We start from the raw sequence: 25,483 nt of genomic DNA, 5'->3' as shown, positions 1-25,483 counted from the left end.
TTTATAACCGATCATGCTCTCGCCGTAGTAAGTTGGTTAAAAAGCGATTTAAGCGGTCAACAGCGAGCTGCCCTTTTGAGGACTGGCTCCGGTATAACACTACATCAACGGATTCGATTGGGCTTAGATGATGTTCAATACCAAGAATCTGGAGCGAGTCAGGGACACAGCTCTTGGTTAAAGCCGCGATGGCAAGTCCACTCTCTACCGCCGCAATTTGACCTGCCAGACTAGAGCTTTGATAAACCACCTTATAGCGTCGCCCTTGATGTGCCAAAGAGTTGATTGCCAAGGTTCGTGCAAGGCTAGTTTCATCGTAAAATGCCACGGGTAGTGGGTCAGACGACCATAGTTCGAATTTTGCTGACCCTGCCCAGACCATGGGTTCACGAAATAACGTCACGCCCCGCTTTTTTTGATCCCGCGAGACGAGTGCCAAATCCAGTTCACCACTTTCTACTCGGGGAATGAGTACATTAGACTGTTCGCACTGGAGTTCAATCTCGACTCCCGTGTGACGAGGGATAAAGCGCCTTAATGCCGGTGTTAAATACTTCGCCACGTAGTCCTCTGCCACACCCAACCGAATACGACCGGTAAGCTGTTCATTGAAGGCCGCTTGCGTTTCCGCATGCAGTGCCAACATCTGCCGAGCGTACCCTAAGAGCATTTGCCCATCCGACGTTAATTCGAGACGATGGGGAGAGCGAATAATTAAGGTTCTACCTATTGCTTGCTCCAGCTTTTTTAGCTGCATACTAATTGCCGATTGGGAGCGGTTCACTTCAGCACCCGCATTTGAAATCGAGCCCGTATCCACGACTGCGACAAAGCATTTTAGCCAATCAATTTGCAAATCACGCAATGCCATTTTTTCTTCCAACTTACATTTGAATATCGAATATTAAAACGCAGTTAAATGCGTTTGCCTAATATTTTTATACCCATTAAATTCAAGCGTATACAGCAAAACATGGGCGACTACGGAGGCCAGTCATGCCATTCGATACTTGGTTAGTTTTTCTTATCACCTGCGTTGGTATCGCCGTCGTCCCCGGCCCTAATGCATTTTTAGCGCTTTCCCACGGTGCTTTACATGGCCGGAAAATGGCACTTTATACGATTGCTGGAGGCGTATCGGGATTGAGTTTGGTAATGGGAGTTTTTGTTCTAGGAGTCGGCGCGATTATTCAATCTTCTGCCACCATACTGACTTTTTTAAAGGCGTTTGGTGCGGTATATCTGATTTGGATTGGCTACAATCTATGGCGCCCCGACGCCTTAACCATGGATATTGAAAACTTAGCCCATCCTTCCGGCGGGGCGATGTTTACTCAGGGGCTCTTCGCCGCCCTATCTAACCCGAAGGCACTGTTACTTTACACCGCATTTTTACCGCCTTTTATCAACCCGGAAGCGAACCTACTGATACAAGCGCTCATCATTGCCTTGACCTATGCCGTCGTTGAGTTTTGCGTCGAGTTCCTCGTTGCCGTTGCAGCACACATAGTAAAACCTTGGCTGGCAAAGGCCGGCAAGCGTTTCAATATGGCCTGTGGCGGCTTCTTCATCACCTTTGGTATTATGATTCCATTTCAATAGGGGCAAGTCATTTGCTGGCTCGCCCCAGCTATAACCATTAAAGTGAAGTGGAGTGAAAACCCATCTAGACAGTAATCTCTCCCTTCACTACCGTCACCGCGCCGCCGCCCACTTTTATCTGATCTGGCGAGATTGACAACGAAATTCGTCCTGCTCGTCCAACACTCTGCCCTTGTGCTGAGGAAAACCGGTCTTCATCAATAGAGAGACACTGCTGCAAGTAGGCAGCAACGGCACCATTTCCACTTCCGCATACAGGGTCTTCATTCACCCCACATGATGGAGCAAAAGTACGAACCTCAAAATCACATGCAGAGCCTTCCATGTATCGGGCGAAAAGTGTTACGCCGGTAACCCCCAAGCCTTGTTCGAAACAAGCAAGCTGGGCAAAATCTGGAGTAATCGCCAGCAAGGCATCAAAATCAGCAACTTCACCGACGATCCATTTTGGGCCAACATCAACGATAGCAACGGGCTGAGTTTGAACACACGAGCAACCCAACACACTCTCCAACGACTGGCGCTGATCCACACTTAACTCAGTAATATGCGCGGCCGGTAACACAAACTCAATACGTTCCACGCTCTGGTCTTTATTTGTGGATACAGAAAGCTCAATTAACCCTGCCCTACACTCTTGGATCAACCGCCCCTGATTTGCCGCCACTCGCCCGGCTTCTAGCAACGCGAATGCGGTGCCGATTGTTGGATGACCTGCGAAAGGTAGCTCATTCCCAGGCGTAAAAATTCGCACATGATAATCCGCATCAGGGTGACTGGCACGAGACACGAAGGTCGTCTCCGATAGATTTGTCCACCGGGCAATCGACTGCATTTGATCCGATGTCAGGTTATCGGCATCAAAAACCACAGCCACCGGGTTACCTTGAAACGGCATGTGAGTAAAAACATCAACTTGTTTAAACGGGAAATTAGGCATCTAGAGCTCCAAAAGTTGGGTTTCTTTAATGCCATCATATAGTAGTGTTTCGAGATCGTAAGGAGGCAAGATAAACTCATTTTGTCAGTACAGATTGATGTAACGATACAGATTGAGCTAGGTAACGCCATACAACTAAGAATAATCAAATCTACGCAGAATCCCGCAGAATGAGTTTGGCATCGAGCCGAACGTTGTCAGGGCCGCATAAAAAATGCCCATCAAACAAAGATTTGATGGGCATGGTTGTTTCGATGGATAAAGAATTATTACTTAATCGCAGCCAGTAATCGACGCGTTGCTTCCTCGACCGTGCTACGTGGGCAACCTAAGTTAATACGCATGTACCCGTGACCTTCTACACCAAATTTTTGCCCTTTATCCAACCACAAACGTGCTTGGGTTAGCATAAAGTGGTCAAGATCCTGTGCAGTCATGCCAAGCGCTCGGCAATCCATCCAACTTAAATATAAAGAGTCGGCTGGCAACACTTTAATCTTATCGGTTGCTGAGTTGATGGTTTGTTCAAGATAACGATGATTACTACGTAAGTATTCCAGCATTTCTTCGAGCCATTGCTCGCCGTGTGCATAGGCCGCTTCTGCGGCAACCATGCCAAGAGTATTTACTAATGGGAACATGTTGCGCTCGTATTGACGCTGGAACTCAGCACGTAATTTGGCATTTGGAATGATTAAGGTTGCGCTTTGAAGGCCCGGCAAGTTAAACGTCTTGCTTGGCGCGGTGCAGGTGATGCTATTCTCTGCAAAGCGATCTCCCAATGATGCGAAAGGAACATGCTTTTTAGTTGGGTTAATAATTAAATCCTGATGAATTTCATCAGCAATGACTAAAACACCATGTCGCTCACAGATTTCCCCCATGGTTCGAAGCTCAGCCTCGGTCCACACGTTTCCCGTTGGGTTGTGTGGGTTACTCATGATAAAGACTTTGGTATTGGGTTGAATCGCATCCTCAAATACTTGAGCGTCAAACGCATAGCCAGTTTCCGTTCGAACCAGTGGCGCAAAGGCTAAATGACGACCATTCATTAACATGTCATTGTGAAAATGCGCGTAGACAGGTGGCTGAATGAGAATGCTATCCCCTGGGTTGGAGAACGCTTGAGCAGCTGTTTTTAAGCTGGTAATGATACCTGAGGCTTGCACTAGCCATTCAGGCTGAACCGACCAACCAAAACGCTTCTTCTGCCAGTTAATGACAGCTTGCTGGTAACTTTCCGTCGCGCCACCAGGATAACCAAAGACGCCCTCATCAACCGCCTCATGCAACGCATCAATCACCGCTTGAGGTGCTTTAAAGTCCATATCCGCTACCCACATCGGTAACGGGTTAGCGGCTGCTTCGTCTGCTTTCAGTAACTGCTTACTATAAGCCCATTTCATGGAATTGGTTTTGGTGCGATCAATAACTTCATCAAAAATTGACGCGCCTAGGGTGGTTTGAGTCATGTTTACTCCAATGATGCGATACGCTGCATTATTCAATCAAAGCCCGTTGCGTTGGGCTGTAAAAACTGATGTATTTGTAACACGGCCCACTTAATGAAATTAAATGCTTTATTCTCATAGAACGATGATCTCAACTCATCAATTAAGCCCCTAAATTATGATCGACAGTAAATATCTAACCATCTTGCGTGAAGTTCACCGTCAAAACAGTGTCACAGCGGCCGCTGAAAAGCTTAATGTCAGTCAATCCGCTTTGTCCCATATGGTAAGGAAGTTTGAAGAGCGCCATGACATCAAAGTCTGGATTAAAAAAGGGCGTGGACTGCAGTTCACTCACTCAGGGCGTTTCCTATTAGAGATGGCTGAGCGAGTTCTACCGCAATTAGAGTACGCCGAAACCGTTCTGTCGGAGCATGCTCGAGGCTCCGTTGGCGAGTTGCGAGTGGGTATGGAATGCCACCCCTGCCAACAATGGTTAATGCAAGTAGCCGCTCCTTTTTTATCGCAATGGCCAGATGTGAGTTTTGAAGTTCGCACAGCATTCAGCTTTGATGGCGTAAAAGCCTTACAAGATTTTGAAATTGATATGCTGGTAACGCCTGATCCTGTTAATGTAAAGGATCTTCGCTTTGAACCTGTATTCGACTACGAATTAGTGCTTGTTGTCAGTGATCATCACCCGCTAAGCAGTCAGTCGGTCGTTACACCGCAAGAGCTCATCGATCAGGATTTAATCACCATTCCAGTGGATACTGATCGCCTGGATGTGTTTACTCGCTTTCTCATTCCAAACGACTGTCGCCCAAAACGACACATTACCGTTGAGACCGTCGGGTTGATTCTCCAATTCGTAGCGGCCAACCGTGGAATTACTGTGCTGCCCGATTGGCTTGTTGCATTAGAGGGCGCTGCACTTCCCATCAAAACCCTAAAACTTGGCAACCAAGGTTTGTTCAAAAGCATTCATTTGGGTGTCCGACAAGGCGATGAGGCCATCTCTTACGTTTCAGGATTTATTGATTTAGCACGTCAGACTTATGCATAGAGGACAGAGTACATCAGGAAAGTTTTTGTTTAGCGTTATGCAAGAAAACCTTACTTGCTGCCTAACCCACTAGTGTGAACAATCTTAATCATTCATTTTATGACGAGATAGGTTCAATTATGCCAGCTATGACTCGCCGTCACTTCCTAACATTATCAGCCCTAGCCGGAGGCGCAACCGCCACTGGTGGGCTGTTACTCTCCTCTTCGAGTCATGCTGGAGCAAATCCACTTTTAATACCGCCACTGATTAGCAAAATAGTCCAATAGAATTAACAGCCCAAGCTGGACAAACCTATTTTTACCCAAACACTCTCAGTTCAACTGCGGGCTTCAACGGTCATTTTTTGGGCCCTACCATTCGTGTGCATAACGGGGAGGATGTCAATACTTACCTTTCATTTTCTACCTGAACAAAGAGCGTCAAGCTCCTGAAGAAATGTATCTAGTACTAAGTTCGATACGCCAGTAGAACGAGTGATGGCAGAAAATTTGGTCTGATAACTCATTTTATCGGGAAGTAATGCCTTCATTTCGTTAGCATCTACCCAACGTTTTGCATAGTGATCCGGCAAGTATCCAATATACTTGCCCGTTAAAATTAAAAATGCCACGCCTTCCCGATCGGTTGCGCTGGCGGAGCCTTTAAGTTGCTGCTGTCTAATCTTAGTTTCTGCAGCCTGGGCATAGGCTGGCACAACAGCGTCATGAGTTGATATTAATGTTTGCCAGTCGTCTCCAAACTCAATATCAAAAAAGGGATGCTGCGCACTGCAATATAAGTTTGAGCGCTCATCGTAAAGTGGACGATACAGCAGACCATCCAAGATTTTTAATGCAGGGATGATACCAACATGCAATTTACCATCTAGTATTCCACGTTCCACTTCATTTGGCGGAATCATTCGAATATTGATGCGTACATCTGGACCTTTTTCTTTTAACTTAGCCAAGGCCTGTGTAACTAACATGTGTGGCATTGAAACTAAGTTATCGGTGATACCAATGGTCAGCTCGCCTTTTAAATTGGCATGTAAAGCGTTGACCTGAGTACGAAAATTTTCAATAGAAGAAAGTAACTGCAAGGTGTAGTCATAGACCTGCTGACCTTCAATGGTGAGGGCAAAACCCGCACGTCCTCTCTGTGCCAGCTTAAAGCCAAGACGGGTTTCTAGATCTGACATGGCGATACTAATAGCGGCACGAGAAATGTTTAACTCTACTTCAGAAGCAGCAAATCCGCCGCATTCCACTACGGTACGGAATATCCGCAATGTCCGAATGTCTGTATCACTAACTTGGCCAAGACTCTTAACCATTAAGGTATCTCATGCATAAAGAAGGTTTACTTAGGCGTAACACTAAAACCAGACATAAAGCCTTGCTGTAAGAAACGCAGAAAGCGATCACGAAATAGAGTTGTATGATCATGTGCTGCCTGCTCTGCCGCTTCAATATCTTTGGCGACAATTGCATCGGTCATGCGACCATGCTCATTTTGATTTAACGACGCTTCTGGCGATTCCATAATGTACTCAAAGTGCAAGTGCAGCATGCGCTGCCCCTCATCCAACAAGCGACGATAGAAATCGGTTAGATAAGGGTTTTTACTCGCGGCCGCGATAGCCATATGGTAAGCCTTATTGGTCTCCGACATGGCCAAATAATTCTTTGGCCCGACTGACTGCTCATAGGCAAGCTGAGTTTCTTTGATTCGCTCTATATCAGTATCGTTCCTGAGTTGGGCAGCAAGACGACATACCATACGTTGCGCCACATCGAGGGTTTCAATGTATTTAGGAAATTGGGAAATATCTAACGGAGCGACTTGGCTTGCCCGATTGGAGGTACCGATAACAAGCCCATCACCGGATAATCGAATCAAGGCCTCTCGTACCGGGGAACGAGACAGTTTGAAACGATCCGCTAGTTGGTTCTCATCAAGAAATGACCCCGGCGGCAATTCCAACGTCAAGATTTCACGTCTCAGGGTAGAATACACCTGCTGTGCACCGGAGCCTTTGACGATTTTTCGAGTGGAAGATTTTTGTTGAGATTTAGAAACCGCCATGAATTTTTCTCGTTCAATAATCGGATAAAAGAGAGCGAATTGAGAATCCGCTCACTCGTTGCTACCGAAGATTATAGGGGAAGCAACCTATAGTGGCTATGCACCAAAGTAAGGTGCTTAGTCCAAGTACCAACCCCAAGGCTCATCACTATTAAAATCCGTGATTTGTTTCACGGTTAAGTAGTTATGCAATCCCCAGTATCCCAATTCACGACCGATACCACTTTTCTTGCGACCACCCCACGGTGCTTCTACAAACGTTGGTTGTGAGCAGTTTGTCCAAATAATGCCCGCATCCAGATTACGAGCAACGCGATCAAGTCGCTCACGATCTTTAGACATAACAGCACCTGCTAAACCAAACTCAGAATCGTTGGCCAGTTTAACGGCCTCTTCTTCGGTGCTGAAAGCTCTGACACACACTACAGGACCAAAGATCTCTTCTTTCCATAGGGCAGAATCAGTCGGCACGTCAGCAAAGACTGTTGGTTCAATAAAGTAACCTTTATCAAACCCGGCTGGGCGTTTGCCACCAGTGAGTAGTCGTAAACCTTCGGCTTTACCCTTTTCAATGTAAGACATCACATCGCTGTATTGTTTAGCACTCACGGCTGGGCCCATTTTGACACCAGACTCTAAACCATTACCGATGGAAATTTTCTGTGTTTCTTCCACCAAACGCGCTAGGAAAGCATCATAAATACCTTCGTGAACCAACACGCGAGACGTCGCCGAACACACTTCACCTTTATTCCAGAAAATACCAAACATAGTCCATTCGACTGCTGCATCGATATCAGTATCATCAAAAATAATCAGGGCAGACTTGCCACCGAGCTCTAGCGTCACCGGCTTAATACCTGCTGCCGCAGCTTTCATTACCGTACTGCCGGTTTCCACACTACCAGTGAAGGCCAGCTTATCAACCAATGGGCTTGAGGTAATCGCGGAGCCACCGCCTGTGATGATATTTAATACGCCTTTTGGTAGGCCCGCTTCATGAGCGATTTTTGCTAGCCACAAAGCCGTCATAGGCGTTTGAGTAGAAGGCTTCAATACTGCCGTACAGCCAGCAGCAAGTGCTGGTGCCACTTTCCAAGCAGCCATTAATAGAGGAAAGTTAAATGGCACAATCAAACCCGCTACGCCAATCGGTTGACGAATCGCTTTACTAGTGAAACGCGCATCACCAAGTTTCACTTCCTCTTCAGGGTTTTGATCAAGTTCTTCGGCCAGCTTGCCGTAAAATGTAAAACAATCCGCCGCGTCGGTAATGTCCCATTCTGCTTCAGGATATGGCTTGCCATTATCCATGGTTTCCATTTCACTAATGGCTTTAAAGTTTGCACGAATCCCATCCGCAATAGCATAAAGGTATTGGGCGCGCTGTGTTCCAGTTAAACTGGGCCACTCGCCATGATCAAAGGCATGACGCGCAGCTTCAACAGCACTTTGCGCATCCGCTGAACTGGAATTGGCAATCGTCGCCAGTACGGTTTCATCGGCTGGGTTAATCACGTCTAGGGTTGCGCCGTTTTCAGCGTCTAGAAATTCCCCGTTGATGTAGAGTTTCGTTTGCATAGCGTCTCCTGAAGTTGACAACGAGGCGAAGATCAATAGAGTTGCTCTTCGCCTCTGTAGTAAGTGGGAAAGTCGAATTAGATCGCTTGAGCAATCGCAAATGCTGCGCGCATATCTGCTTTTTCAGCGTCTGTCAGTGGTAACAAAGGAGCACGACACTCACCACCAGGAACACCGGCTAGCTCAGCGCCATATTTCAATTTTTGAATGAACTTAGACTCTTCAAGGCAAGCCATAACAGGGAACAAACCTTCAATGATGCGCTTCGCTTCAAGGATGTCTCCGGCTTCAAAGGCATTGTAGAAGCGCACAACTTGTGGCGCTAGGAAGTTAGCAGGCCCACAGATCCAGCTAGTTGCACCCCAAAGGAAGAAGTCCAACGCTTGATCATCACTACCGCAAGACAAATCGATTTTGCCGGAAAAACGGGCGTTGATGTCTAATGCACGCAACAAACTACCGCTGCTTTCTTTGATCGCAATAACACGCTCGTTGTCTTTAAACTCTTCCATGATTTCAAGACCAACATCCACACCTGAACGGATTGGGTAGTTGTAAAGCACAAGCTCAACATCTACTGCATCAAGAACTTTGTGGAAGTGTGCAATCAACTCTTCATTAGATGGCAACGCGTAAAAAGGTGCTGACAAAAGCACAGTATCGTAGCCGATCTCTTTTGCCGTTTTGGTTAACTCGATCACTTCACGAGTAGAAGGCGCATTCGTACCCGCAATTAGAGGTACACGACCATTAACTTGCTCTTTTACAAATTTAAGGACTTGCGCACGTTCTTCGTGGTTCATTGCGTAGTATTCACCGGAAGTACCTAGCACAGCAAAACCGTGTACACCGTCAGCAAGTTGCTTTTCGATAATTTTCGCCAATGCATCAAAGTCGATGTTCTCGTCTTTGTCGAATGGGGTAATTAAAGCCGGAAGAATGCCTTTTAGTTTCATGTTGTCACTCCTAGTAGTTCGTTAAATAGAAACTCAATATATATTTAATAAATACACAATGTACACATTAATTTTTATCAACAGTAAATACAAGTCTGTCAATGACAGACTCACTGTTCACAAAAAGGAGTTAATGAGCGGTTAGCTCATCAATAAATCGCCCCCACGTATCTGAGAGGGTAAAGCCTTCATTGAAGGGGTCTGTCGGATCAAGTAACAGTTGCTGAGTAGCGTAAATCCAGGCTCGCCCCGTTACCTTGGGAAGTACTGCAGTTTTGTCACCTATAGTAGTAGTGCCGGACAGTGTAACCCTAAATTGACTACCGATAATGGATTGAGACGTGAGCGTGTCCTGTTCCTTGACTAGTCCCCTAGCATACATGGTAGCCAGGTTAGCCGAGCTACCAGTCCCGCAAGGTGAACGATCACAACGTCCAGGCTTTAGAGTTGTACAGGTCTGCACTAGGCTGCCATCAATATTGCGAAACATTACGTAGGACAACTTGTTGAGTGTCGGGTACTCAGGATGCTGCACTTGGTAACGTTCGTTTAAGGAATTTACCAACTCAATACCAATATCAAAGAGAATATGGGCGTTGTGAGGAGCGATCTCTAACCCCAGCTGGTCAATATCAACGATGCCATAGTAGTCACCCCCAAACGCAATGTCAGCGTGAATCATTTGCCCTTGGTAAGGTACAGGTACCGCCAACTCTTCTACAAACGACGGCACCATAGATAAAGTCACATCCACACACTTCCCTTGCTCACATCGGGCGACGGCAGTCACTAATCCCGCTGCGGTGTCCAACCGTACAATGGTTTCAGGCTCGGTCATGGGGATCATCCCGGTTTCCAACAACACGGTGGTAACACAAATAGCGTTGGATCCAGACATAGGATGGGCTCCGTCGGGTTGTAAGATGATAAAAGCGGCATCAGCATCGTCACGACAAGGGGGCATTACCAGATTAACCGAGCCATGAGGTACGCCACGAGGTTCAAAGCATAGGAAGCGTTGTAAACTTCGCCCCTCACCATTCAAGTACTGGTACTTTTCCTGCATCGTGGCCCCTGGTATGGATAAAATTCCACCAACCACAACACTACCGTTTTCACCTTCACAATGAGCATTGACTACTTGAACATATTTTGCTGTTTGCATGACTTTTAACTCGCTTAGAAACGATCACTTCGGTAGTAGGAAAGATCCAATTTACTGTTTGCTCCTTGCACTAAGTCTGCCACTAATTCACCCGTTATCGCTCCGTAGGTGATACCTAGCTGCCCATGTCCACAGGCATAGACCACATTGCGCACACGGTGAGAATAATCAATCACGGGCAAAGTATCTGGCATCATAGGTCGATAACCAACCCATTCCGTTTTGTTATGTCCCGACAGATTCGGTAGAATCTTTTTCGCCTTGCTCACAATAGTTCGAGCACGGTTGAAGTCTGGTTCACTATCTAAGCCACCCAACTCTAATGTTCCACCTACCCGAAGTCCCATTTCCATTGGCGTAATCACAAACCCTCCGTTATGGTGCAAGAGCGGATGATTGACCTTAACCCCGGCATCAGCAATGGTCGTGTTATAACCAGCCATCGCCTCTACAGGTAGATTATCCCCTAACTGCTGTGACAATTGCGCTGCCCAAGCACCGGCCGCAATAACGAAATGATCTGCCATTATTCGTTCACCTGTTGCTAAAACCACCGCATCCATCGAATGATCTTTAAACTCAAACTGTCTGACCTCGCCAATTAATATATTTCCTCCGAGGGATACAAACAGATTGGCCAACGATTTCGTAAGACGCGCTGGATCCGAGAAATAATCCCACCCCTTCATCAGCATTGAACAAGCAATGTCTTTTGAAATTTCTGGCTCAGCTTCTCGAGTTTGATCTCCGGTTAGAAATTCATACTCAAAATTGCAGCTAGAGCGTAAATCCCAATCATATTGTCCGTGAGAAATTTCGGATTGATCGTCAAACAGGTACATAACCTCATAAGGCTGCAACAGATCTTCTATACCAGCCTCTTTTAACAGGGGCTGGTATGAGGCGGCGGCGGCATTTGACAATTGCGTCAAACCTTGAGCGATGCGTTGAACGTTTTCTTTCGAACCAGCCTTCAAGAACTTGAAAAACCAAGTTGACATAGTCATGGCATGCCAAGGACGAATACGTACCGGTCCGGAAGGGTCCATCAGCCAACCAGGCACTTGAGCGAGTACTCCCGGCTTAGAAATTGGCACGATTTCGCCGACGGCCATTAATCCGCAATTGCCTGTTGAAGCCCCAGCAGCGATTTCTGCCTTTTCGATCAACGTTACCTGAAAACCACGCTTCACCAAATTGATGGCACTTGTGACACCGATAATACCGCCACCAACAACCACAACCGAAGGACTACCAGCTAAACCCAAAGAGTTATCACTCATTATGCGATCTCACGAAAAACTAAAGGGAAATTTTATGAATCAACTTGCGTTCGAGTAGACTCACGGAGCGAGTCAACGGGAAAGCAATCAAGAAATAAATCACGGCTACCGCCGTTAACATTTCAACCGGCTTAAAGGTAATACTGGAAATGTTCTGGCCGATGTACATCAAGTCAGACATCCCTACCGCAGATACCAGCGCGCTTTCTTTAAATAAACTTACCGAGTTAGATAGTAGCGTTGGTATGGCACGAAGGATTGCTTGGGGCAAAATCACGTATATGACTTTGGTGAAGCCGCCGATCCCCAAGGCAACACAGGCATCCATTTGGTCCTTTTCAATCGCGCGTAATGACGAGCGAAACGTTTCCGATACAATCGCTCCCATGTACAGAGTTAGGGCGATCACCGCCGACATGAAATTACCAATTTCAATTCCTAGCACTAACGGCAAACAGAAGAAGATCCAAAACAGCTGAATTAGCACCGGCGTTCCGCGAAAAAACTCAACATAGACAGTACTAACAGAACGAACAACCACGTTTTGTGACAAACGCATCAAGGCCACAACGAAGCCCAGACCAAGGCCTAGTACTAAACACAGCCCTGTGATCCCTAATGTGGTCATCAAGCCATTCAGCAAAGCATCCCAGTAGTTCGCCAAGAACAAAAAATCCACAGTATAAGACATAGTTATTTCCCCTTAAGCGACTTTCAAGCGTTTTTCGAGACGATTACTGATGAACATCGCCGGTAATGCGATGGCGAAATAAATCAACGCTACTAGGGTAAATGTCTCGATTGGCCTATAGGTTTCGGTGGACAACATCTTGCCCATGTACATTAGGTCTTCAATTGCCACGATCGCCACCAAAGCACTTTGCTGGAAGATACTAATCCCATTAGTAACCAGAACAGGTAACGCCAGGCGGACAGCCTGAGGCAAAATGACGTAAAGCTGCGTCTGCAATGGCGAGAGCCCGAGTGCGACGGAGGCATCTAAATGTGCCTTAGGAATAGACTGAATCGCTGCTCGATAGGCCTCGGCATTAAAGGCAATCAAGTTCAAGGACAGGGCAAGAATCCCCATCACGATTGGGTCTAAGAAGACATTAAATAGCATTGGCACACAGTAGAATATCCAAACGATCTGAATAAGCGCCGGTGTGCAACGGAATATTTCGATAAAGGTCATTGCTGGGAAGCTAAGGAGTCGACTTCTACTCATTAAGAGTAAACACACAACAAAACCTAGCGTTACACCAATAATAATGGAGACGGCACTAAGGGTTAGAGTTATCTTAAGCCCCTCTAGTAACTGATCTATGCCTCTTAGGGCGTAGAAAAAATCGATGTCATAACTCATGCCGCACTCTCCGTGGTATGGAGGATTTTTTCTAGGAAATCACGTGTGCGCTGTTCCTTAGGATTGGTAAATATTTGCTCGGGAGTACCGTCTTCAACCACCACTCCACCGGCACAGAAAACAACGCGAGTTGCAATATTTTTGGCAAACCACATGTCATGCGTGACGATCATCATAGGCATCTGCTGTTCAGCCAGTTGCATCATTACCGACTCCACCTCATTGACCAATTCGGGGTCAAGGGCCGAGGTGACCTCATCAAATAACATAAGGTTAGGAGACAGCATTAATGCACGGGCGATAGCAACGCGTTGTTTTTGCCCGCCAGATAATTGACTTGGCTGTGCACCGGCTTTATCGGCCAAGCCTAGACGTTTCAATAAACCGCGTGCCTTGTCTTCGGCCTCACTTCTCGGGATACCACGAGACTTAATCGGAGCTAAAGTCAGATTTTGCAAAATGGTTAAATGTGGGAACAAGGTATAATGTTGGAACACCATTCCAACCTGTTTCTGGACGCTTTTGTTGATGTCGTTCATCTTGCCGACACCTTTACCAGCGATATACATTTTTGAGTCAAATTCGATGGTGCCGGCGTCAATATTTTCCAGCCCCATCATGCATCGCAGCAAAGTACTCTTGCCACCACCACTTGGACCAATCACAACAATTCGATCACCGGGGTACATGTCGAGGTCAAGCCCCTTCAACACTTGAATTTCTGGACTGTAGCTTTTCTTCAGGCCACGAATTTTGATGAATGGTGCCTTGTCTGTCATTGCTCTGTTCCTCTTGCTCTTTTAATGCGCAGCGCCCACTGTTATGGGCGCTGCGATACTGCGGTGTAATCAATTATTTACTAGCGTTCGCAATGGCTTGTTCGGTGTACATTTCAACAAGACGTTCAACATCACCTTTAGCGATTTTCTCTTCTAAATAGATGTTAAATGCCTCAACATCGGACCAGCTAACGCCTTTACGAAGACCGTTCGCAATACCTTGTTTAAGCAAAGCAGGTTGTGGGTAAACAGTTTGCGCCCACTCTTTATTAGACGCCGCGAAGATACGGTTGGTATCTGCCATATCTACTAACACGTCCGCACGACGAGAAAGCAAGGCTAGACGAGTTTCATCCACCGCTGGTAGACGCAAAATCTTGGCATTTTTAATGACATCAGAGACAGCTTGGTCCTGTACGGTGCCAGACATAACAGCGAGGGTGATGCCCTTTTTATCGAAATCCGCCAAGTTAGACGTACCGGAAGGCACTTTTGAGTTCTGGTTGTTGTATACGAATGATACTTCACCGTACATTGGGGAAATTGAGAAAGAGATTGCCATTGCACGCTTTGGCTTGCGGTTCAGAGCTAATGAGATATCCCACTTACCTGCTTGTAGGCCAGCAATAATGTTGTCCCAAGTAGTGTCCATAAACTCCGCTTTAACACCTAAGTGTTGTTCAGCGAACTCCCGGCATAGGTCAACATAGATACCGCTGTATTCACCCGTTTTTGGATCACGGATAACATACGGAGGCGCTACCGCAGCACCACAACGTAGTGATCCGCGATCTTGAACGTCTTGCCATAGTGGCTCGGATTCTGCTGCTGCTTGCCCTGCAAACAGTGCGGAAGCCGTCATTGCACCAACTAAACACGCTTTTGAGAATACTTTTTTCAACATGGTTTTCATGTATTGGGTTCCTTGTTCTGAGTATTGTTATTCGAGTACTTCTACCAAACGTCATCGTGACACATCACAAATCAGTCATAATACACTTTGCATACACAAAACATTCTGGTCAATTTATTTTGCGAAAATATTGGTTAATTAAAATTAATGAAATGATTAACTAAAGTGTTGCAAGAAAAATATCTATTAATTATCAATGACTTATTAAAATAAAAAACAAATATTCATGTATATAATATAAATACACAGTTGACACAGAGAATAGAAATGACCACTAATGAGCTAAGTTGCAAGAACAACATTGAACAAGATAGTTACTTATGGAGAGACAAATGTGTACGCGATTCAAAAATAAAGTAGCAGTCGTAACAGGCGCAGCGGGCGGCATTGGCGGAGCGATCGCAGAACGCTTAGCCAGCGATGGTGCTAAAGTAGTGCTAGTAGACTTGAATGAGAAGGGACTTAACGAGCAAGCCACAACAATGCGTACAGCTGGGTACGAAGTCATTGCCGTGACCGCAGACATTAGTACGAAGGACGGTTGCCAAATGGTTATCGAGCAAACGTTAAGCACCTTTGGCGCGGTAGATATGTTGGCTAATAACGCTGGTATCAACCGACGTGGCGCTCTGCTTGACCTGAGCGATGAAGACTGGATGGTATCATTTGATGTCAACCTTCACTCTATGTATTACCTCACGAAAGCCGCTTTACCGCACATGATTGCTGCTGGTGGAGGAGCCATAGTCAATACGGCTTCCCAGTGGGGCTTATACCCAGCGCCAAATCACATTGCCTACAACACAACCAAAGCGGCAGTTGCAGCTTTTACTCAAAACCTTGCCCGCGACTATGCGCCTAGCAAAGTCCGCGTCAATGCTGTGTGCCCCGGTGAAGTTCACACGCCGATGCTTGAAGCTGGTGTTAAACGAGCTGGCAAAACCATTGCTGACTTAGACGCTTTAGTTCCATTCGGCCGCATTGGTAAACCAGAAGAAATTGCTGCATTAGTCGCGTTTCTTATGTCGGATGAAGCGGCCTTTATGTGCGGCTCATTAGTAGAAATTACTGGCGCACAAGCCGTCGCATAGTCTAAGGAGTCAACATGCTAACTAATAAAATCATAGTCGTTACCGGTGCCTCCCGCGGAATTGGTCTTTGTATCACTGAAACACTCTTGCGCGAAGGGGCGTTAGTAGTCGCTCAAGCCCGTAACCAGACACCTGAACTGACTCAACTAAATCGACAGTACCCAGGCAGGCTCCTATTTGTAGCTGCCGATCTGACGGTGAGCAGTGAGATTGACCAACTATGGCAAAGTGCAGAGGCTTGGCAAGGAAACGTAGATGTGCTGGTGAACAACGCCGGGCTCTATGTGGATTCCCCTATTGACGACACCGATAAATGGCAACAGGGTTGGGCAATCAACCTACAGGTTAACCTCTTAGCCGCAGCGGATCTGACTCGTCATGCTCTGTTGCATTTCAAAGCTCGTAAGCAAGGCATTATTGTCAATATGGCTAGTCGCTCTTCTCACCGAGGTGACGATGCAGAGCATCTTGCCTACGGCGCCGCGAAAGGTGGTCTACTTGCCTTAACAAAAGGTATTGCTCGCGGTTATGGCGAGTTCGGCATTCTAGCCTACGCCCTCGCCCCAGGTTGGGTTCGTACCAATATGGCAGAAGCTTTCATCGCCGAAGTAGGTGAAGAGGAAGTCTGCAAGAACTTGCCTCTAAGGGAAGTGACGCCGCCCCAAGACGTCGCCGAGTTGGTCGCCTTCCTCTCATCAGGCCGTTGCCGTCACGCGACAGGTAGCACCATCGATATTACTGGTGCGGACTACGTTCGTTAAGTTTTTATAAATATTCCACAGAGAGGCACTATGACGATACTCACACCAGCTATTTCGGTAATGAATCGCCTACCTTATGCGGGCAAGTTCATACTGCTCAGTACATTGATTAGTCTGCCTCTACTGTGGCTTTCCAGTAGCAAAATTCTATCCATCTTGGAAGCGCAATCCCTAGTAGGGACCAAACGCTCAGGGATTCAATCTCTTCAGTTTAGCTGGCAATATTTACAAAAACTTCAACTAGCGGAGCATGCTGCTTTCATGCATCTTGCACGAAATCAAGATGACTCCAGTGAATTATTACAGTCGCAACTCGCTGCGTTAGAGCAAGTTAGCAATCTCTGGAGTAATGCCAACTCCCAATCTGAAACACCCAAATCTCTCGCTGAGTTTGAGCTTATCGAACTCGATGGCGAGAGCATGTCACAGCAATGGCAAAAGATCACAGTAGCTACCAATACGCTGTTGCAGATAATTAAGTCCGATTTGGTGAAAAGCCAGCTGTTCCAAGACCGTGATAACGAAGTATTTAAGTCGATTGACGAAATTTTTTATCAGGACATTCCAAGCTATGTGTTGCTCGGAAAAGTCGCGGCATACAATGGCTACATTAGTGCGTTTGGTTACGTTGAATCCACTGCAAAAGCCGACATTGAGCTAGTTCACACAGATATAGTGGAACGTAAAACTGCGTCTCCTGAGATAGCCGATTTACTCGAGCCCAGTCGAGTGCGCTACCAACAACAAGTCATCGACACCTATCTCGGCCCCAACCAACGTTTTGACCCAGATGCTATGGCACAATGGATGACTAAGTGGCGCTCATACGAGCCAGAGAGACAACTTCTCGTTGAGCGAATCAACCAACAGTTGGCAAATGTCGATCACCATTTAGGCTTACGCCACCAAAGTCTGCAGATAGAGTTAACTAGTGTAATGACAATTGTCGCCCTAAGTTTGTTTGGTTTGCTCTATTTCCTAATGGGATTATACCGCTCCCTTAAACAGAGCATTGATGCTTTGGTACTGAGCTCGAATAAACTAGCAGATGGTAACTTTTCACTCCCAATCCAGGTTTTTTCAAGAGATGAGCTGGGGGCACTAAGCCATAAATTCGAAGCCATGAGGCAAAACATCTCATCGCTGATTCAAGCGGTTGCCACGCAAGCCGAGCAAACAGTAACTCATACAAAAACGGTTTACGACAACAGCCAACGAAATACTAAAACGACCCAATTGCAGTCAGAAAATATTACCGCCAGTGTGGCTCCGGTAACACAACTGGCCAATGGCGTCCAAGAGATTGCTGGACTCGCTAAGCAAGCCGATAGCGCCATATCTCAGATGCAAGCAGATACCCAACAGGGACGCACACAACTGCAATCCTTGTTGGACAAATCCCAAGCACTCAACTCGGCTGTAGATGCTGGCCATAAAGCGGTCACGGAGGTTGCCGAGGTCACCAACGCAATCAGTCATGTACTCGATGTGATCAATGGTATCGCGGAAAAAACTAATTTACTTGCACTAAACGCCGCCATAGAGGCTGCTCGCGCAGGTGAACAGGGTCGGGGCTTTGCCGTAGTGGCTGATGAAGTTCGCGGCCTGGCCCAGCGCGTCCAAGAGTCTACGGACGAAATCGAGCGGAGCATCAACCAATTAACCCAACAAGTAGAACGAGCTGTAGTAGAAATGGCCAACAGTCAAAGACTCGTCAACGATAGTGCCGAAAGTAACGAGCACCTTAAGCTTGCCATTGCTCGCATTGATGATTCTCTGATTGCTTCTGTTAGTACAGTCGCAGATATCAGTTCGGCAGCTGGAGAACAAGCCACTGCCGCAGAACAGATTGGAAATACGATTCACCAGATAGATAGCGCAGGTAGCGAAATTCGTGACCTCGCGATAAATACAGCTTCCGCTTGTACCTCACTCATGACATCTATGGAGCACCTACAGAAGGAGCTATCCAAATTCACACCATGAACCAGCGTATTTAAGCAAACCCTTTTTAGTATAGCGTGAGCCTCCCACTCACCCTTTCGTTGGCCGAAGTGCTAACAAGCCGAGTAGACCCCTGCCAACATAAACCGCTCTCTACTCGGTTTTTTTTATTTCTATTGTTCATTTTTATGAACAGACAATCTTAAAAATCGGGGTTCTCTACATTTGGCGTAAACACTAGGCTTAATTGGATCTATCATTTGAGAGGTGAAAAAAAGTGAGAATTTTGATTGTTGGGGCACAAGGAACTATAGGCAAGGCTGTTGTAGAGGAACTCGCTACACGACACGAGATTATTACCGCAGGCCGCACCACCGGAACAGTGCACGTGGATTTAATGGATCAAGATAGTATTCGCACCATGTATGAGCAAATTGGCATAGTCGATGCTGTGATCGCTTGCACTGGGCACACTAAGTGGTCCTACTTTCCAGACATGAGTCATGAGGATTACATTTTTGGCATCGAAGATAAACTAATGGGGCAAGTAAATTTGGTTAGAATCGGGCTCGAATACGTGTCACCTGGTGGTAGCTTTACACTAACCTCCGGTGTCACCGACGATGTAGCGGTACCGATGGGGTCCTCGGCATCCATGGTGGCCGGTGCACTACGTAGTTTTGTAATGGCTGCAGCGACTGAAATGCCAAATGGATTACGCCTTAATTTAGTTAGCCCAGGAGTGATTCTTGAGGCGATGGACAAATACGCACCGTTTTTTCGAGGCCATCAACCTGTTCCAGCAGCGCGGGCCGCGCTTGCTTATGCCATGAGTGTCGAATCACGGCAAAACGGCCAAACTTATAAAATTGTTTTATAACTCATAAGGGGAGTCTTCCTTGCAAGATTATGCACAAGAAATGCTGACCTTTGCCAAGGTCGCACAAGTACAAAGCTTTACTGGTGCCGCTGCCGCTCTTGGTAAATCAAAGGCTTTTGTCAGCAATCAAATCAATCGCTTGGAAGAACACCTCGGCTTTAAACTACTCTATCGATCCACACGCCATGTCTCGCTGACGGACTCTGGTAAGCTGTTCCTGCCATATTGTGAACGCCTACAAGCTAACCTCAGTGAAGCACAGCATTTACTTGATGATCGTCAAAACGACCAAGGAGGTGATATTCGCTTAACTATTCCCCTCTCTTTAGGGCGTTGCATTATCGAGTCATGGCTGCCTGAGTTTCAGCGTGAATTTCCGAATATTCGCTTTTGCCTAAATCTGTCGAACACTCCAATCAATCTTCTATCTGGAAACTATGATTTAGCAATTCGTGCGACGAATTTACTCTCAAACCAGGACTACGTCGCCATTCACCTAACTGAATTTCGCTACGCCCTGTTTGCCTCCGATGACTATCTGTCTCGCTATGGCAAACCTGCTCATCCCCTAGATATAAGCAAACATCGCGGCATCTTGCATTCGGATGTCGATACCGACAATAAATGGTACTTCCGTACCGATGCTTCTGATGAGCCGCTCGGTATCGCTCCACTAACAACCATGATGATTGATAGTTCAGAGGGCATCCTCCATGCTGTCAAGCAAGGTCTAGGAATAGGTAGGCTACCTGAGTATGTAGTATATGACCAACCGGTACAGAGACTTTTAAGCGCGTTTGAGCTACCACCTGTCGCCATACAGCTTATCTATCCGTATCAGGGAACTCTGCCGCGACGACTACGCCTTTTCGTCGACTATTTAAAACAACGGCGTAATGAAAACTCGCTATCAATATCATCCCATGACTAACCTATCTAACATACCCAAGAGGCAAATATGAAACTAGGCATAATTGGAACCGGAGTGATTAGTGCAGCCTGTGTAAATGGGCTCATGAAAAGCAATGCTCCTTTTGAACAAATCCTAGTTAGCAAACGTAGCGAGAGCATATCTTTTGCTCTCGCAAAGGAATATTCAACCGTAGAGATACTAGACAACAATCAAGAAATTATTGATAAGTCAGATATCGTAATGTTGGCCGTACGGCCACAAGATGCTGAGTACGCGCTCGCGCCACTTTGCTTTACACCTGACAAGCAGATCATCAGTCTTATCGCCACATTCCATCACCAAAAATTAAAGAACCTGCTTGGGAATGATCTCACCATTTGCCGTGCTATTCCGCTACCATTCGTTGCAGAAAGAGTCGGAGTGACGGCCTTATATCCCTCTAACGAAATAGCTGAAAAAATATTCAACTATTTGGGTGAGGTAGTAGTAGCAGAAAATGAAGAAGAATTTGATCGTTACGCTATCGCTAGCTCAACAATGGGAATCTACTTTGAGACCCTATCCACTCTGAGTGACTGGATTATTGCACAGGGAACTCCATCTCAAAACGCCCAAAAATACTTTGCCGGACTGTTTAACGGACTAACTAAAACCGCATTAAAAAATTCTAACCTACCCTTTGATTCACAGATATCAAAACACTGTACGCCAGGGGGGCTAAATGAACAAGCAGTCACGGTCTTCCGTGAAAATGGAGGACATGAGGCGTTAAAGCAATCTCTGTTATCTATACAAAAGCGGCTTAGTAACACTTAATGATCATCTAGTTCTATACTAATATTTACCCGAAATGGCATAAAGCCCCGCGGCTTGCTGCGTGAGGGTTGTCAATAAACAAGCATTATTCGACGATTCCATGACGCTTTTCAAAAAGGCAAATGTAAGAAAGCATAACTATCGGAACGAGGATGTTGCTTAGGAAATTCCTTAAGAATTTATGTCATCAAAAGAGATTTTTAGGGCTTAAGTGAATCGGAATAGTAGAGGATGCTACGAAAAAGTCAGATAATTCCGCTCTGGTTTGCTCCGCATCTAACATACTGGTAGCTCTATTCTTTCCTATTTAGAGATTTTGTACGTTAGAACTCGAACCAAGGGATTTGTTGGCCTCTACCACCTTATTTTGAATCCTTACCAGTGGCAAAGCCTATCTGGGGCTGGGGACACCAGATAGCGTTCATCCAAAGGTCATAGAGACTTCATCCATTAATATGTTGCGTAAACATACAAAACTATTTGCCAGCTATCCCTTTAAAACAAGATGCGCATAAGCCGAACATTTGTTCGGCCCAGCGCGTCGATAAACCCCAGCTTTTTACTGGTTTTTTTTATGGCGCTGAATTTTATAAGCAAGCTCTCGATCGTCGGAGTTGCTTGGAGCCATTCGTTATGGGCTTTTGGGGATATTTTTAACGGCTTTTAAGTAAGATTACTTCCTAGCTGAGCATTAAAGCGATCTTTTTCATATTCTGGGCAGCAGCTGTCAGTAGACTCTGTGAAGAGACCTTGTCTATTCCTCTAAACCTCGCGTAACGATACCCATGTAGTTTCTTGGCGTCCGCAAAACTTCGTTCTACCGTTTCTTTCCGACTTGCATAAATAATTTTCCCGCCGGTGTTAAACGATGCGCATTCACTCGCTCTTTGCTGTCTTCCCAAACATGTCGGGTGAGGGTTTTTACAGAGTTTGTATTGGTTGTGCAGCGATTTTTCTCTGGGCAACTTTGACAGATTTGGCTGTCTGAGTCGTAATGGCGATAGCCTTCTCGTGACGTGGTTTTGTAAATCAATGACTGGCCTTGTGGGAGATATACACGTCATTCGCGACATCGTATTGATACTCTCGTTTATAGAAGAAGTCCTTTTTATGAGTAGGCCGTCGATAGTCCATCACCGCATAGATGTGTCTTTCTTCTAGCCCATGACAGACCGCAGCTGTGAAGTAGCCGACATCCAGACCAACCGATGTGACGTGGTACTTAAATCGATCTCTCATTCGATCCAGTCGTTCTAAATACGGCACGGCATTGTGCACGTTGCCGGCAGTGACATGGATATCGGTAATGATGTTGCAGCGTGCATCGACAGTACGATGATCAAGATAGAAGAATCCTTTCGGCTTGGTGTCTCGCACCATGTAACCACTTTTAGGATCGGTTGTACTCTGTTTTATTTCTCGTGTTTTATCTTTGACCTTTTCAGGCGGTAAAGGCATTTTTCCACGGAGTATTCGATCCTCCTCAACCGCTTGATCCAGTTCATCCATATACGCCTGACGAGATTGCTCAACCAACACTATTTGAAAATGCTTTTTGTTTGCATTGGCTAATAGATGCGTGGAGTCAGTGTAGAAGGTATGTCCGCTGATGAGTTTTTTCTTCATGGCTTGAAGAACGATCTCATCAAAAATCCTCTGATACACATCGGACTCTTTAAAGCGCCGAGTTCGATTCGCACTCAGGGTTGAAGAATCGGGTGCTTTGTCCGTTAGGCCTAAACCAAGGAACCAGCGATAAGCCACATTGTCTTGAACATAAGAGTGGGATCAAGGGCAGGACGACCATTGTCTGAACATTAAAAACCCTTCACTTCACGAAGTCATGCAAGAAAGTAAAGTCGATGGTTTGATCAATCTTACGAAGAAGATGGTCACTTGGGACGAGTTCATCAATGGAGACGAACTCTAGAGTCGATTAGGTTTGGGGGCGTTCTTTAGCATAAGGCTATTATAAAAAGTCCCCCCACGAAGGCGAGGACTTTATCAGCAGTCTGAGCCGAACATTTGTTCGGCCTATTGGTCGCCATTCCTAATTGTATAGAAAAATATTCCATGTCGTCGGGCGAACAATATTCCCGACTGTGATTGACCGAAGCTATATCAATGCCACTTACTCCCAAGGTATTGGACACTATCTTAGATTCTGTGCCTTCTTATTGCGCAACAAACCTAGATCGCTTTCGCTTCGATAGTAGCGTTGCGGTTGTCGAGCCACCTTCCTCCAATAAGACCATACGTGTTCTTGAGGTTTCCCTACAGGTGTCCATAAAGCGGTTTGACCCTCAAGATTGGGTTGCTCACGATAGATCTTTGAGCGCCGAGCAATTGATTAGGGGTTAGGCCATAGGGTACAGAGAATTTTTGTTTTCCAATCTGGCTGGTGTACGCCTGATTGACTTCCTTTACTTCTATACCATGATCTAAACACCTTGCCTTGATCACTTCGATAATTTTACGGTAAGCGAATTAGCTGATCATACGGTTGTAGCGTAGAGCATTTAAGGTCTCGCTTCTTCCGCGTAAAGTCCAACTCCTCCAAATTTAAGGGCAGTTAGCGCAGTGGCGATGGGTGTCTTGACGACATCCCCAATTACCGCCATACGTTGATGCGTGATTTAACCGCTGGTCTGAACGTTGATTCGATGCTTGTTGATTGGATTTTTTTTGCTCACCATCTCAACGACAGCGAGAAGGTGTGCGTTGATGTCCACGCCAATCGCGCGTTGAGCTTCGATTATCTCTATCTTAGACTCTTGCACCTCAGTAGAGATATAGACACGCCAACCTTTTTTATCACGCAGAAAACGGTAGCATAGATGGACCAAGGGATTTTGTGGCCTCTACTACTTTATGAATCCTTACTAGTAACAGATGTCTATCTGGTGACACCAGATTGCGTTCATCTAAAGGACATAGAAACTTCATTAATTTTTTGCGTAAACGTACGAAACTATTTGCCAGCTCATCCCTTTAATACAAGTAGCGCTTAAGCCGAACATTTGTTCGACATATTCTCAGGCTAGAAATATGCTACGCAGTAAGAAGGGCAGCATTAAGTCTTTTGCAAATGCTTAGCTTTCCATACCGCACAGCAAACTGTTGGGATTTACACCATTTTCGATAAATTTCTATGAGTTACTAATCGAGACTTCATATAATCCCGTCAATGATTTCATTTCCTTCCAGATAACCATCCATTGATCATTAATTAGAAAAAACCTTATATACTTTCAGTACTACGCAATACAGATTGACAATATTTTTAAATATAGATACAGAATAGGGATTTTGTATAACCGATAGTTCAAGTACGACAAACTTGTTGTGATACAGTAAAAGAGTTTGCGAAAAACTTTGATCAACACGTAGACCGAACAAATGTTCGACCTAGGCAAGATTGGGTATGGATAAACCATACACAAGTATGAAAATTTCATTGGGTGGACAAATATCCAGCTATACGCTTGAGCCATACTTAGCTAGTGATACAGATGGATAGGGCAGATGATTTCATAATCATCTAACCAACAGCAGTTATGTACAAACCATATTGTTAAAAGAGTAAATACACAAAAATATTTTTAGCTGATAGACACCTACTGAGACGAACAAATGTTCGGCCCAGAGAGTCGATAACCCCCAGCTTTTTACTGGTATTTGTTTTTAGGACTCAGTATTTCAAAATGTGCACTGCACCGATCTTTTTGTTCAGGACTCATCTCTTACAATCTGTTTTAATCCCTTTCAATAGAGTTTTTAAGTGCTTTTTGGCTAATTTCAGCTACTAGCTAAGGAACATGCGATTAAGTCGGCAACATGAGACAATCTTGCCGACTTAAATTAACTGTGACTCCTACCCGCAATGAACCAGCTTTCCTTCGCCGA

Annotated in this window: 22 protein-coding genes and 1 pseudogene; 9 read left to right on the top strand and 14 right to left on the bottom strand. The window is 45.7% G+C overall.

Annotated features, from left to right (window positions below):
- Position 1 precedes the first annotated feature (1 nt).
- A complete protein-coding gene (locus tag FJM67_RS11820) occupies positions 2-871 on the bottom strand; it encodes a LysR family transcriptional regulator (protein ID WP_140589541.1) in 870 nt (289 codons plus the stop codon).
- 125 nt (positions 872-996) lie between these two features.
- Between FJM67_RS11820 and FJM67_RS11815 the strand changes: the two genes are divergently transcribed.
- Positions 997-1,602, top strand: a complete 606-nt coding sequence (locus FJM67_RS11815; protein ID WP_140589539.1) for a LysE family translocator — start codon at positions 997-999, stop codon at positions 1,600-1,602.
- Positions 1,603-1,666: 64 nt separating this feature from the next.
- On the opposite strand, the gene FJM67_RS11810 is transcribed toward FJM67_RS11815, so the two are convergent.
- Positions 1,667-2,542 (bottom strand): PhzF family phenazine biosynthesis protein, encoded by an 876-nt coding sequence (locus FJM67_RS11810; RefSeq protein WP_140589538.1) that lies wholly within the window; start codon positions 2,540-2,542, stop codon positions 1,667-1,669.
- 269 nt (positions 2,543-2,811) lie between these two features.
- Positions 2,812-4,014, bottom strand: a complete 1,203-nt coding sequence (locus FJM67_RS11805) for a MalY/PatB family protein (RefSeq protein ID WP_140589536.1) — start codon at positions 4,012-4,014, stop codon at positions 2,812-2,814.
- A 157-nt stretch (positions 4,015-4,171) separates the two neighbouring features.
- Between FJM67_RS11805 and FJM67_RS11800 the strand changes: the two genes are divergently transcribed.
- Together FJM67_RS11800 and FJM67_RS17980 are read left to right on the top strand one after the other, a co-directional pair.
- Entirely contained in the window at positions 4,172-5,059 is an 888-nt protein-coding gene (locus tag FJM67_RS11800) for a LysR family transcriptional regulator (protein WP_140589534.1), read from the top strand.
- Between the two features lie 119 nt (positions 5,060-5,178).
- Positions 5,179-5,328, top strand: a complete 150-nt coding sequence (locus FJM67_RS17980; protein ID WP_140589532.1) for a twin-arginine translocation signal domain-containing protein — start codon at positions 5,179-5,181, stop codon at positions 5,326-5,328.
- Between the two features lie 128 nt (positions 5,329-5,456).
- Here the strand turns inward: FJM67_RS17980 and FJM67_RS11790 are convergent, their stop codons facing one another.
- The 10 genes from FJM67_RS11790 to FJM67_RS11745 form a co-directional block, all read right to left on the bottom strand.
- Positions 5,457-6,377, bottom strand: a complete 921-nt coding sequence (locus FJM67_RS11790; RefSeq protein WP_140589530.1) for a LysR family transcriptional regulator — start codon at positions 6,375-6,377, stop codon at positions 5,457-5,459.
- A 26-nt stretch (positions 6,378-6,403) separates the two neighbouring features.
- The gene (locus FJM67_RS11785; protein WP_140589529.1) at positions 6,404-7,129 is read right to left on the bottom strand and encodes a GntR family transcriptional regulator; all 726 of its coding nucleotides are present in this window, start codon (positions 7,127-7,129) and stop codon (positions 6,404-6,406) included.
- Between the two features lie 117 nt (positions 7,130-7,246).
- The gene (locus FJM67_RS11780) at positions 7,247-8,710 is read right to left on the bottom strand and encodes an aldehyde dehydrogenase family protein (protein ID WP_140589527.1); all 1,464 of its coding nucleotides are present in this window, start codon (positions 8,708-8,710) and stop codon (positions 7,247-7,249) included.
- Between the two features lie 77 nt (positions 8,711-8,787).
- A complete protein-coding gene (dapA, locus tag FJM67_RS11775; RefSeq protein ID WP_140589525.1) occupies positions 8,788-9,666 on the bottom strand; it encodes a 4-hydroxy-tetrahydrodipicolinate synthase in 879 nt (292 codons plus the stop codon).
- Between the two features lie 130 nt (positions 9,667-9,796).
- Entirely contained in the window at positions 9,797-10,831 is a 1,035-nt protein-coding gene (locus FJM67_RS11770) for a proline racemase family protein (protein ID WP_140589523.1), read from the bottom strand.
- A gap of 14 nt (positions 10,832-10,845) precedes the next feature.
- Entirely contained in the window at positions 10,846-12,114 is a 1,269-nt protein-coding gene (locus FJM67_RS11765; protein WP_140589521.1) for an NAD(P)/FAD-dependent oxidoreductase, read from the bottom strand.
- Positions 12,115-12,133: 19 nt separating this feature from the next.
- Positions 12,134-12,805, bottom strand: a complete 672-nt coding sequence (locus tag FJM67_RS11760) for an amino acid ABC transporter permease (protein WP_140589519.1) — start codon at positions 12,803-12,805, stop codon at positions 12,134-12,136.
- Between the two features lie 12 nt (positions 12,806-12,817).
- Complete coding sequence (locus FJM67_RS11755; protein ID WP_140589518.1) at positions 12,818-13,480, bottom strand: amino acid ABC transporter permease; 663 nt, start codon at positions 13,478-13,480, stop codon at positions 12,818-12,820.
- Positions 13,477-14,259 carry an amino acid ABC transporter ATP-binding protein gene (locus FJM67_RS11750; protein WP_140589516.1) on the bottom strand — a complete coding sequence of 261 codons (783 nt, stop codon included), beginning with the start codon at positions 14,257-14,259 and terminating at the stop codon, positions 13,477-13,479. The genes FJM67_RS11755 and FJM67_RS11750 overlap by 4 nt, the downstream gene beginning before the upstream one ends.
- 73 nt (positions 14,260-14,332) lie before the next feature.
- Positions 14,333-15,172, bottom strand: coding sequence for a substrate-binding periplasmic protein (locus FJM67_RS11745; RefSeq protein ID WP_219845970.1), 840 nt, complete (start codon positions 15,170-15,172; stop codon positions 14,333-14,335).
- Between the two features lie 332 nt (positions 15,173-15,504).
- Between FJM67_RS11745 and FJM67_RS11740 the strand changes: the two genes are divergently transcribed.
- From FJM67_RS11740 to FJM67_RS11715, 6 genes are all read left to right on the top strand, one after another.
- The gene (locus FJM67_RS11740; RefSeq protein WP_140589514.1) at positions 15,505-16,263 is read left to right on the top strand and encodes an SDR family NAD(P)-dependent oxidoreductase; all 759 of its coding nucleotides are present in this window, start codon (positions 15,505-15,507) and stop codon (positions 16,261-16,263) included.
- A gap of 14 nt (positions 16,264-16,277) precedes the next feature.
- A complete protein-coding gene (locus FJM67_RS11735; protein WP_140589513.1) occupies positions 16,278-17,024 on the top strand; it encodes an SDR family NAD(P)-dependent oxidoreductase in 747 nt (248 codons plus the stop codon).
- A 30-nt stretch (positions 17,025-17,054) separates the two neighbouring features.
- Positions 17,055-19,010 carry a methyl-accepting chemotaxis protein gene (locus FJM67_RS17535; RefSeq protein ID WP_181161487.1) on the top strand — a complete coding sequence of 652 codons (1,956 nt, stop codon included), beginning with the start codon at positions 17,055-17,057 and terminating at the stop codon, positions 19,008-19,010.
- A gap of 235 nt (positions 19,011-19,245) precedes the next feature.
- Positions 19,246-19,848, top strand: coding sequence for a short chain dehydrogenase (locus FJM67_RS11725; protein WP_140589511.1), 603 nt, complete (start codon positions 19,246-19,248; stop codon positions 19,846-19,848).
- A 19-nt stretch (positions 19,849-19,867) separates the two neighbouring features.
- Positions 19,868-20,779, top strand: coding sequence for a LysR family transcriptional regulator (locus FJM67_RS11720; protein ID WP_140589509.1), 912 nt, complete (start codon positions 19,868-19,870; stop codon positions 20,777-20,779).
- A gap of 27 nt (positions 20,780-20,806) precedes the next feature.
- A complete protein-coding gene (locus FJM67_RS11715; RefSeq protein ID WP_140589507.1) occupies positions 20,807-21,577 on the top strand; it encodes a pyrroline-5-carboxylate reductase in 771 nt (256 codons plus the stop codon).
- 680 nt (positions 21,578-22,257) lie between these two features.
- Here the strand turns inward: FJM67_RS11715 and FJM67_RS11710 are convergent.
- Positions 22,258-23,492: pseudogene (locus FJM67_RS11710) on the bottom strand (IS1182 family transposase).
- Between the last annotated feature and the right edge of the window lie 1,991 nt (positions 23,493-25,483).

The sequence above is a fragment of the Maribrevibacterium harenarium genome (genome assembly GCF_006385675.1).
In the GTDB taxonomy this organism is placed as follows: Bacteria; Pseudomonadota; Gammaproteobacteria; order Pseudomonadales; family Marinomonadaceae; genus Marinomonas; species Marinomonas harenarium.
This window is presented reverse-complemented; position numbering and strand designations above follow the sequence as displayed.

Excerpts from the sequence above, each read along its gene's own strand:
- FJM67_RS11820 (WP_140589541.1), bottom strand. The coding sequence starts at position 871 with ATGGCATTGCGTGATTTGCAAATTGATTGGCTAAAATGCTTTGTCGCA.
- FJM67_RS11815 (WP_140589539.1), top strand. The coding sequence starts at position 997 with ATGCCATTCGATACTTGGTTAGTTTTTCTTATCACCTGCGTTGGTATC.
- FJM67_RS11810 (WP_140589538.1), bottom strand. The coding sequence starts at position 2,542 with ATGCCTAATTTCCCGTTTAAACAAGTTGATGTTTTTACTCACATGCCG.
- FJM67_RS11805 (WP_140589536.1), bottom strand. The coding sequence starts at position 4,014 with ATGACTCAAACCACCCTAGGCGCGTCAATTTTTGATGAAGTTATTGAT.
- FJM67_RS11800 (WP_140589534.1), top strand. The coding sequence starts at position 4,172 with ATGATCGACAGTAAATATCTAACCATCTTGCGTGAAGTTCACCGTCAA.
- FJM67_RS17980 (WP_140589532.1), top strand. The coding sequence starts at position 5,179 with ATGCCAGCTATGACTCGCCGTCACTTCCTAACATTATCAGCCCTAGCC.
- FJM67_RS11790 (WP_140589530.1), bottom strand. The coding sequence starts at position 6,377 with ATGGTTAAGAGTCTTGGCCAAGTTAGTGATACAGACATTCGGACATTG.
- FJM67_RS11785 (WP_140589529.1), bottom strand. The coding sequence starts at position 7,129 with ATGGCGGTTTCTAAATCTCAACAAAAATCTTCCACTCGAAAAATCGTC.
- FJM67_RS11780 (WP_140589527.1), bottom strand. The coding sequence starts at position 8,710 with ATGCAAACGAAACTCTACATCAACGGGGAATTTCTAGACGCTGAAAAC.
- dapA (WP_140589525.1), bottom strand. The coding sequence starts at position 9,666 with ATGAAACTAAAAGGCATTCTTCCGGCTTTAATTACCCCATTCGACAAA.
- FJM67_RS11770 (WP_140589523.1), bottom strand. The coding sequence starts at position 10,831 with ATGCAAACAGCAAAATATGTTCAAGTAGTCAATGCTCATTGTGAAGGT.
- FJM67_RS11765 (WP_140589521.1), bottom strand. The coding sequence starts at position 12,114 with ATGAGTGATAACTCTTTGGGTTTAGCTGGTAGTCCTTCGGTTGTGGTT.
- FJM67_RS11760 (WP_140589519.1), bottom strand. The coding sequence starts at position 12,805 with ATGTCTTATACTGTGGATTTTTTGTTCTTGGCGAACTACTGGGATGCT.
- FJM67_RS11755 (WP_140589518.1), bottom strand. The coding sequence starts at position 13,480 with ATGAGTTATGACATCGATTTTTTCTACGCCCTAAGAGGCATAGATCAG.
- FJM67_RS11750 (WP_140589516.1), bottom strand. The coding sequence starts at position 14,259 with ATGACAGACAAGGCACCATTCATCAAAATTCGTGGCCTGAAGAAAAGC.
- FJM67_RS11745 (WP_219845970.1), bottom strand. The coding sequence starts at position 15,172 with ATGAAAACCATGTTGAAAAAAGTATTCTCAAAAGCGTGTTTAGTTGGT.
- FJM67_RS11740 (WP_140589514.1), top strand. The coding sequence starts at position 15,505 with ATGTGTACGCGATTCAAAAATAAAGTAGCAGTCGTAACAGGCGCAGCG.
- FJM67_RS11735 (WP_140589513.1), top strand. The coding sequence starts at position 16,278 with ATGCTAACTAATAAAATCATAGTCGTTACCGGTGCCTCCCGCGGAATT.
- FJM67_RS17535 (WP_181161487.1), top strand. The coding sequence starts at position 17,055 with ATGACGATACTCACACCAGCTATTTCGGTAATGAATCGCCTACCTTAT.
- FJM67_RS11715 (WP_140589507.1), top strand. The coding sequence starts at position 20,807 with ATGAAACTAGGCATAATTGGAACCGGAGTGATTAGTGCAGCCTGTGTA.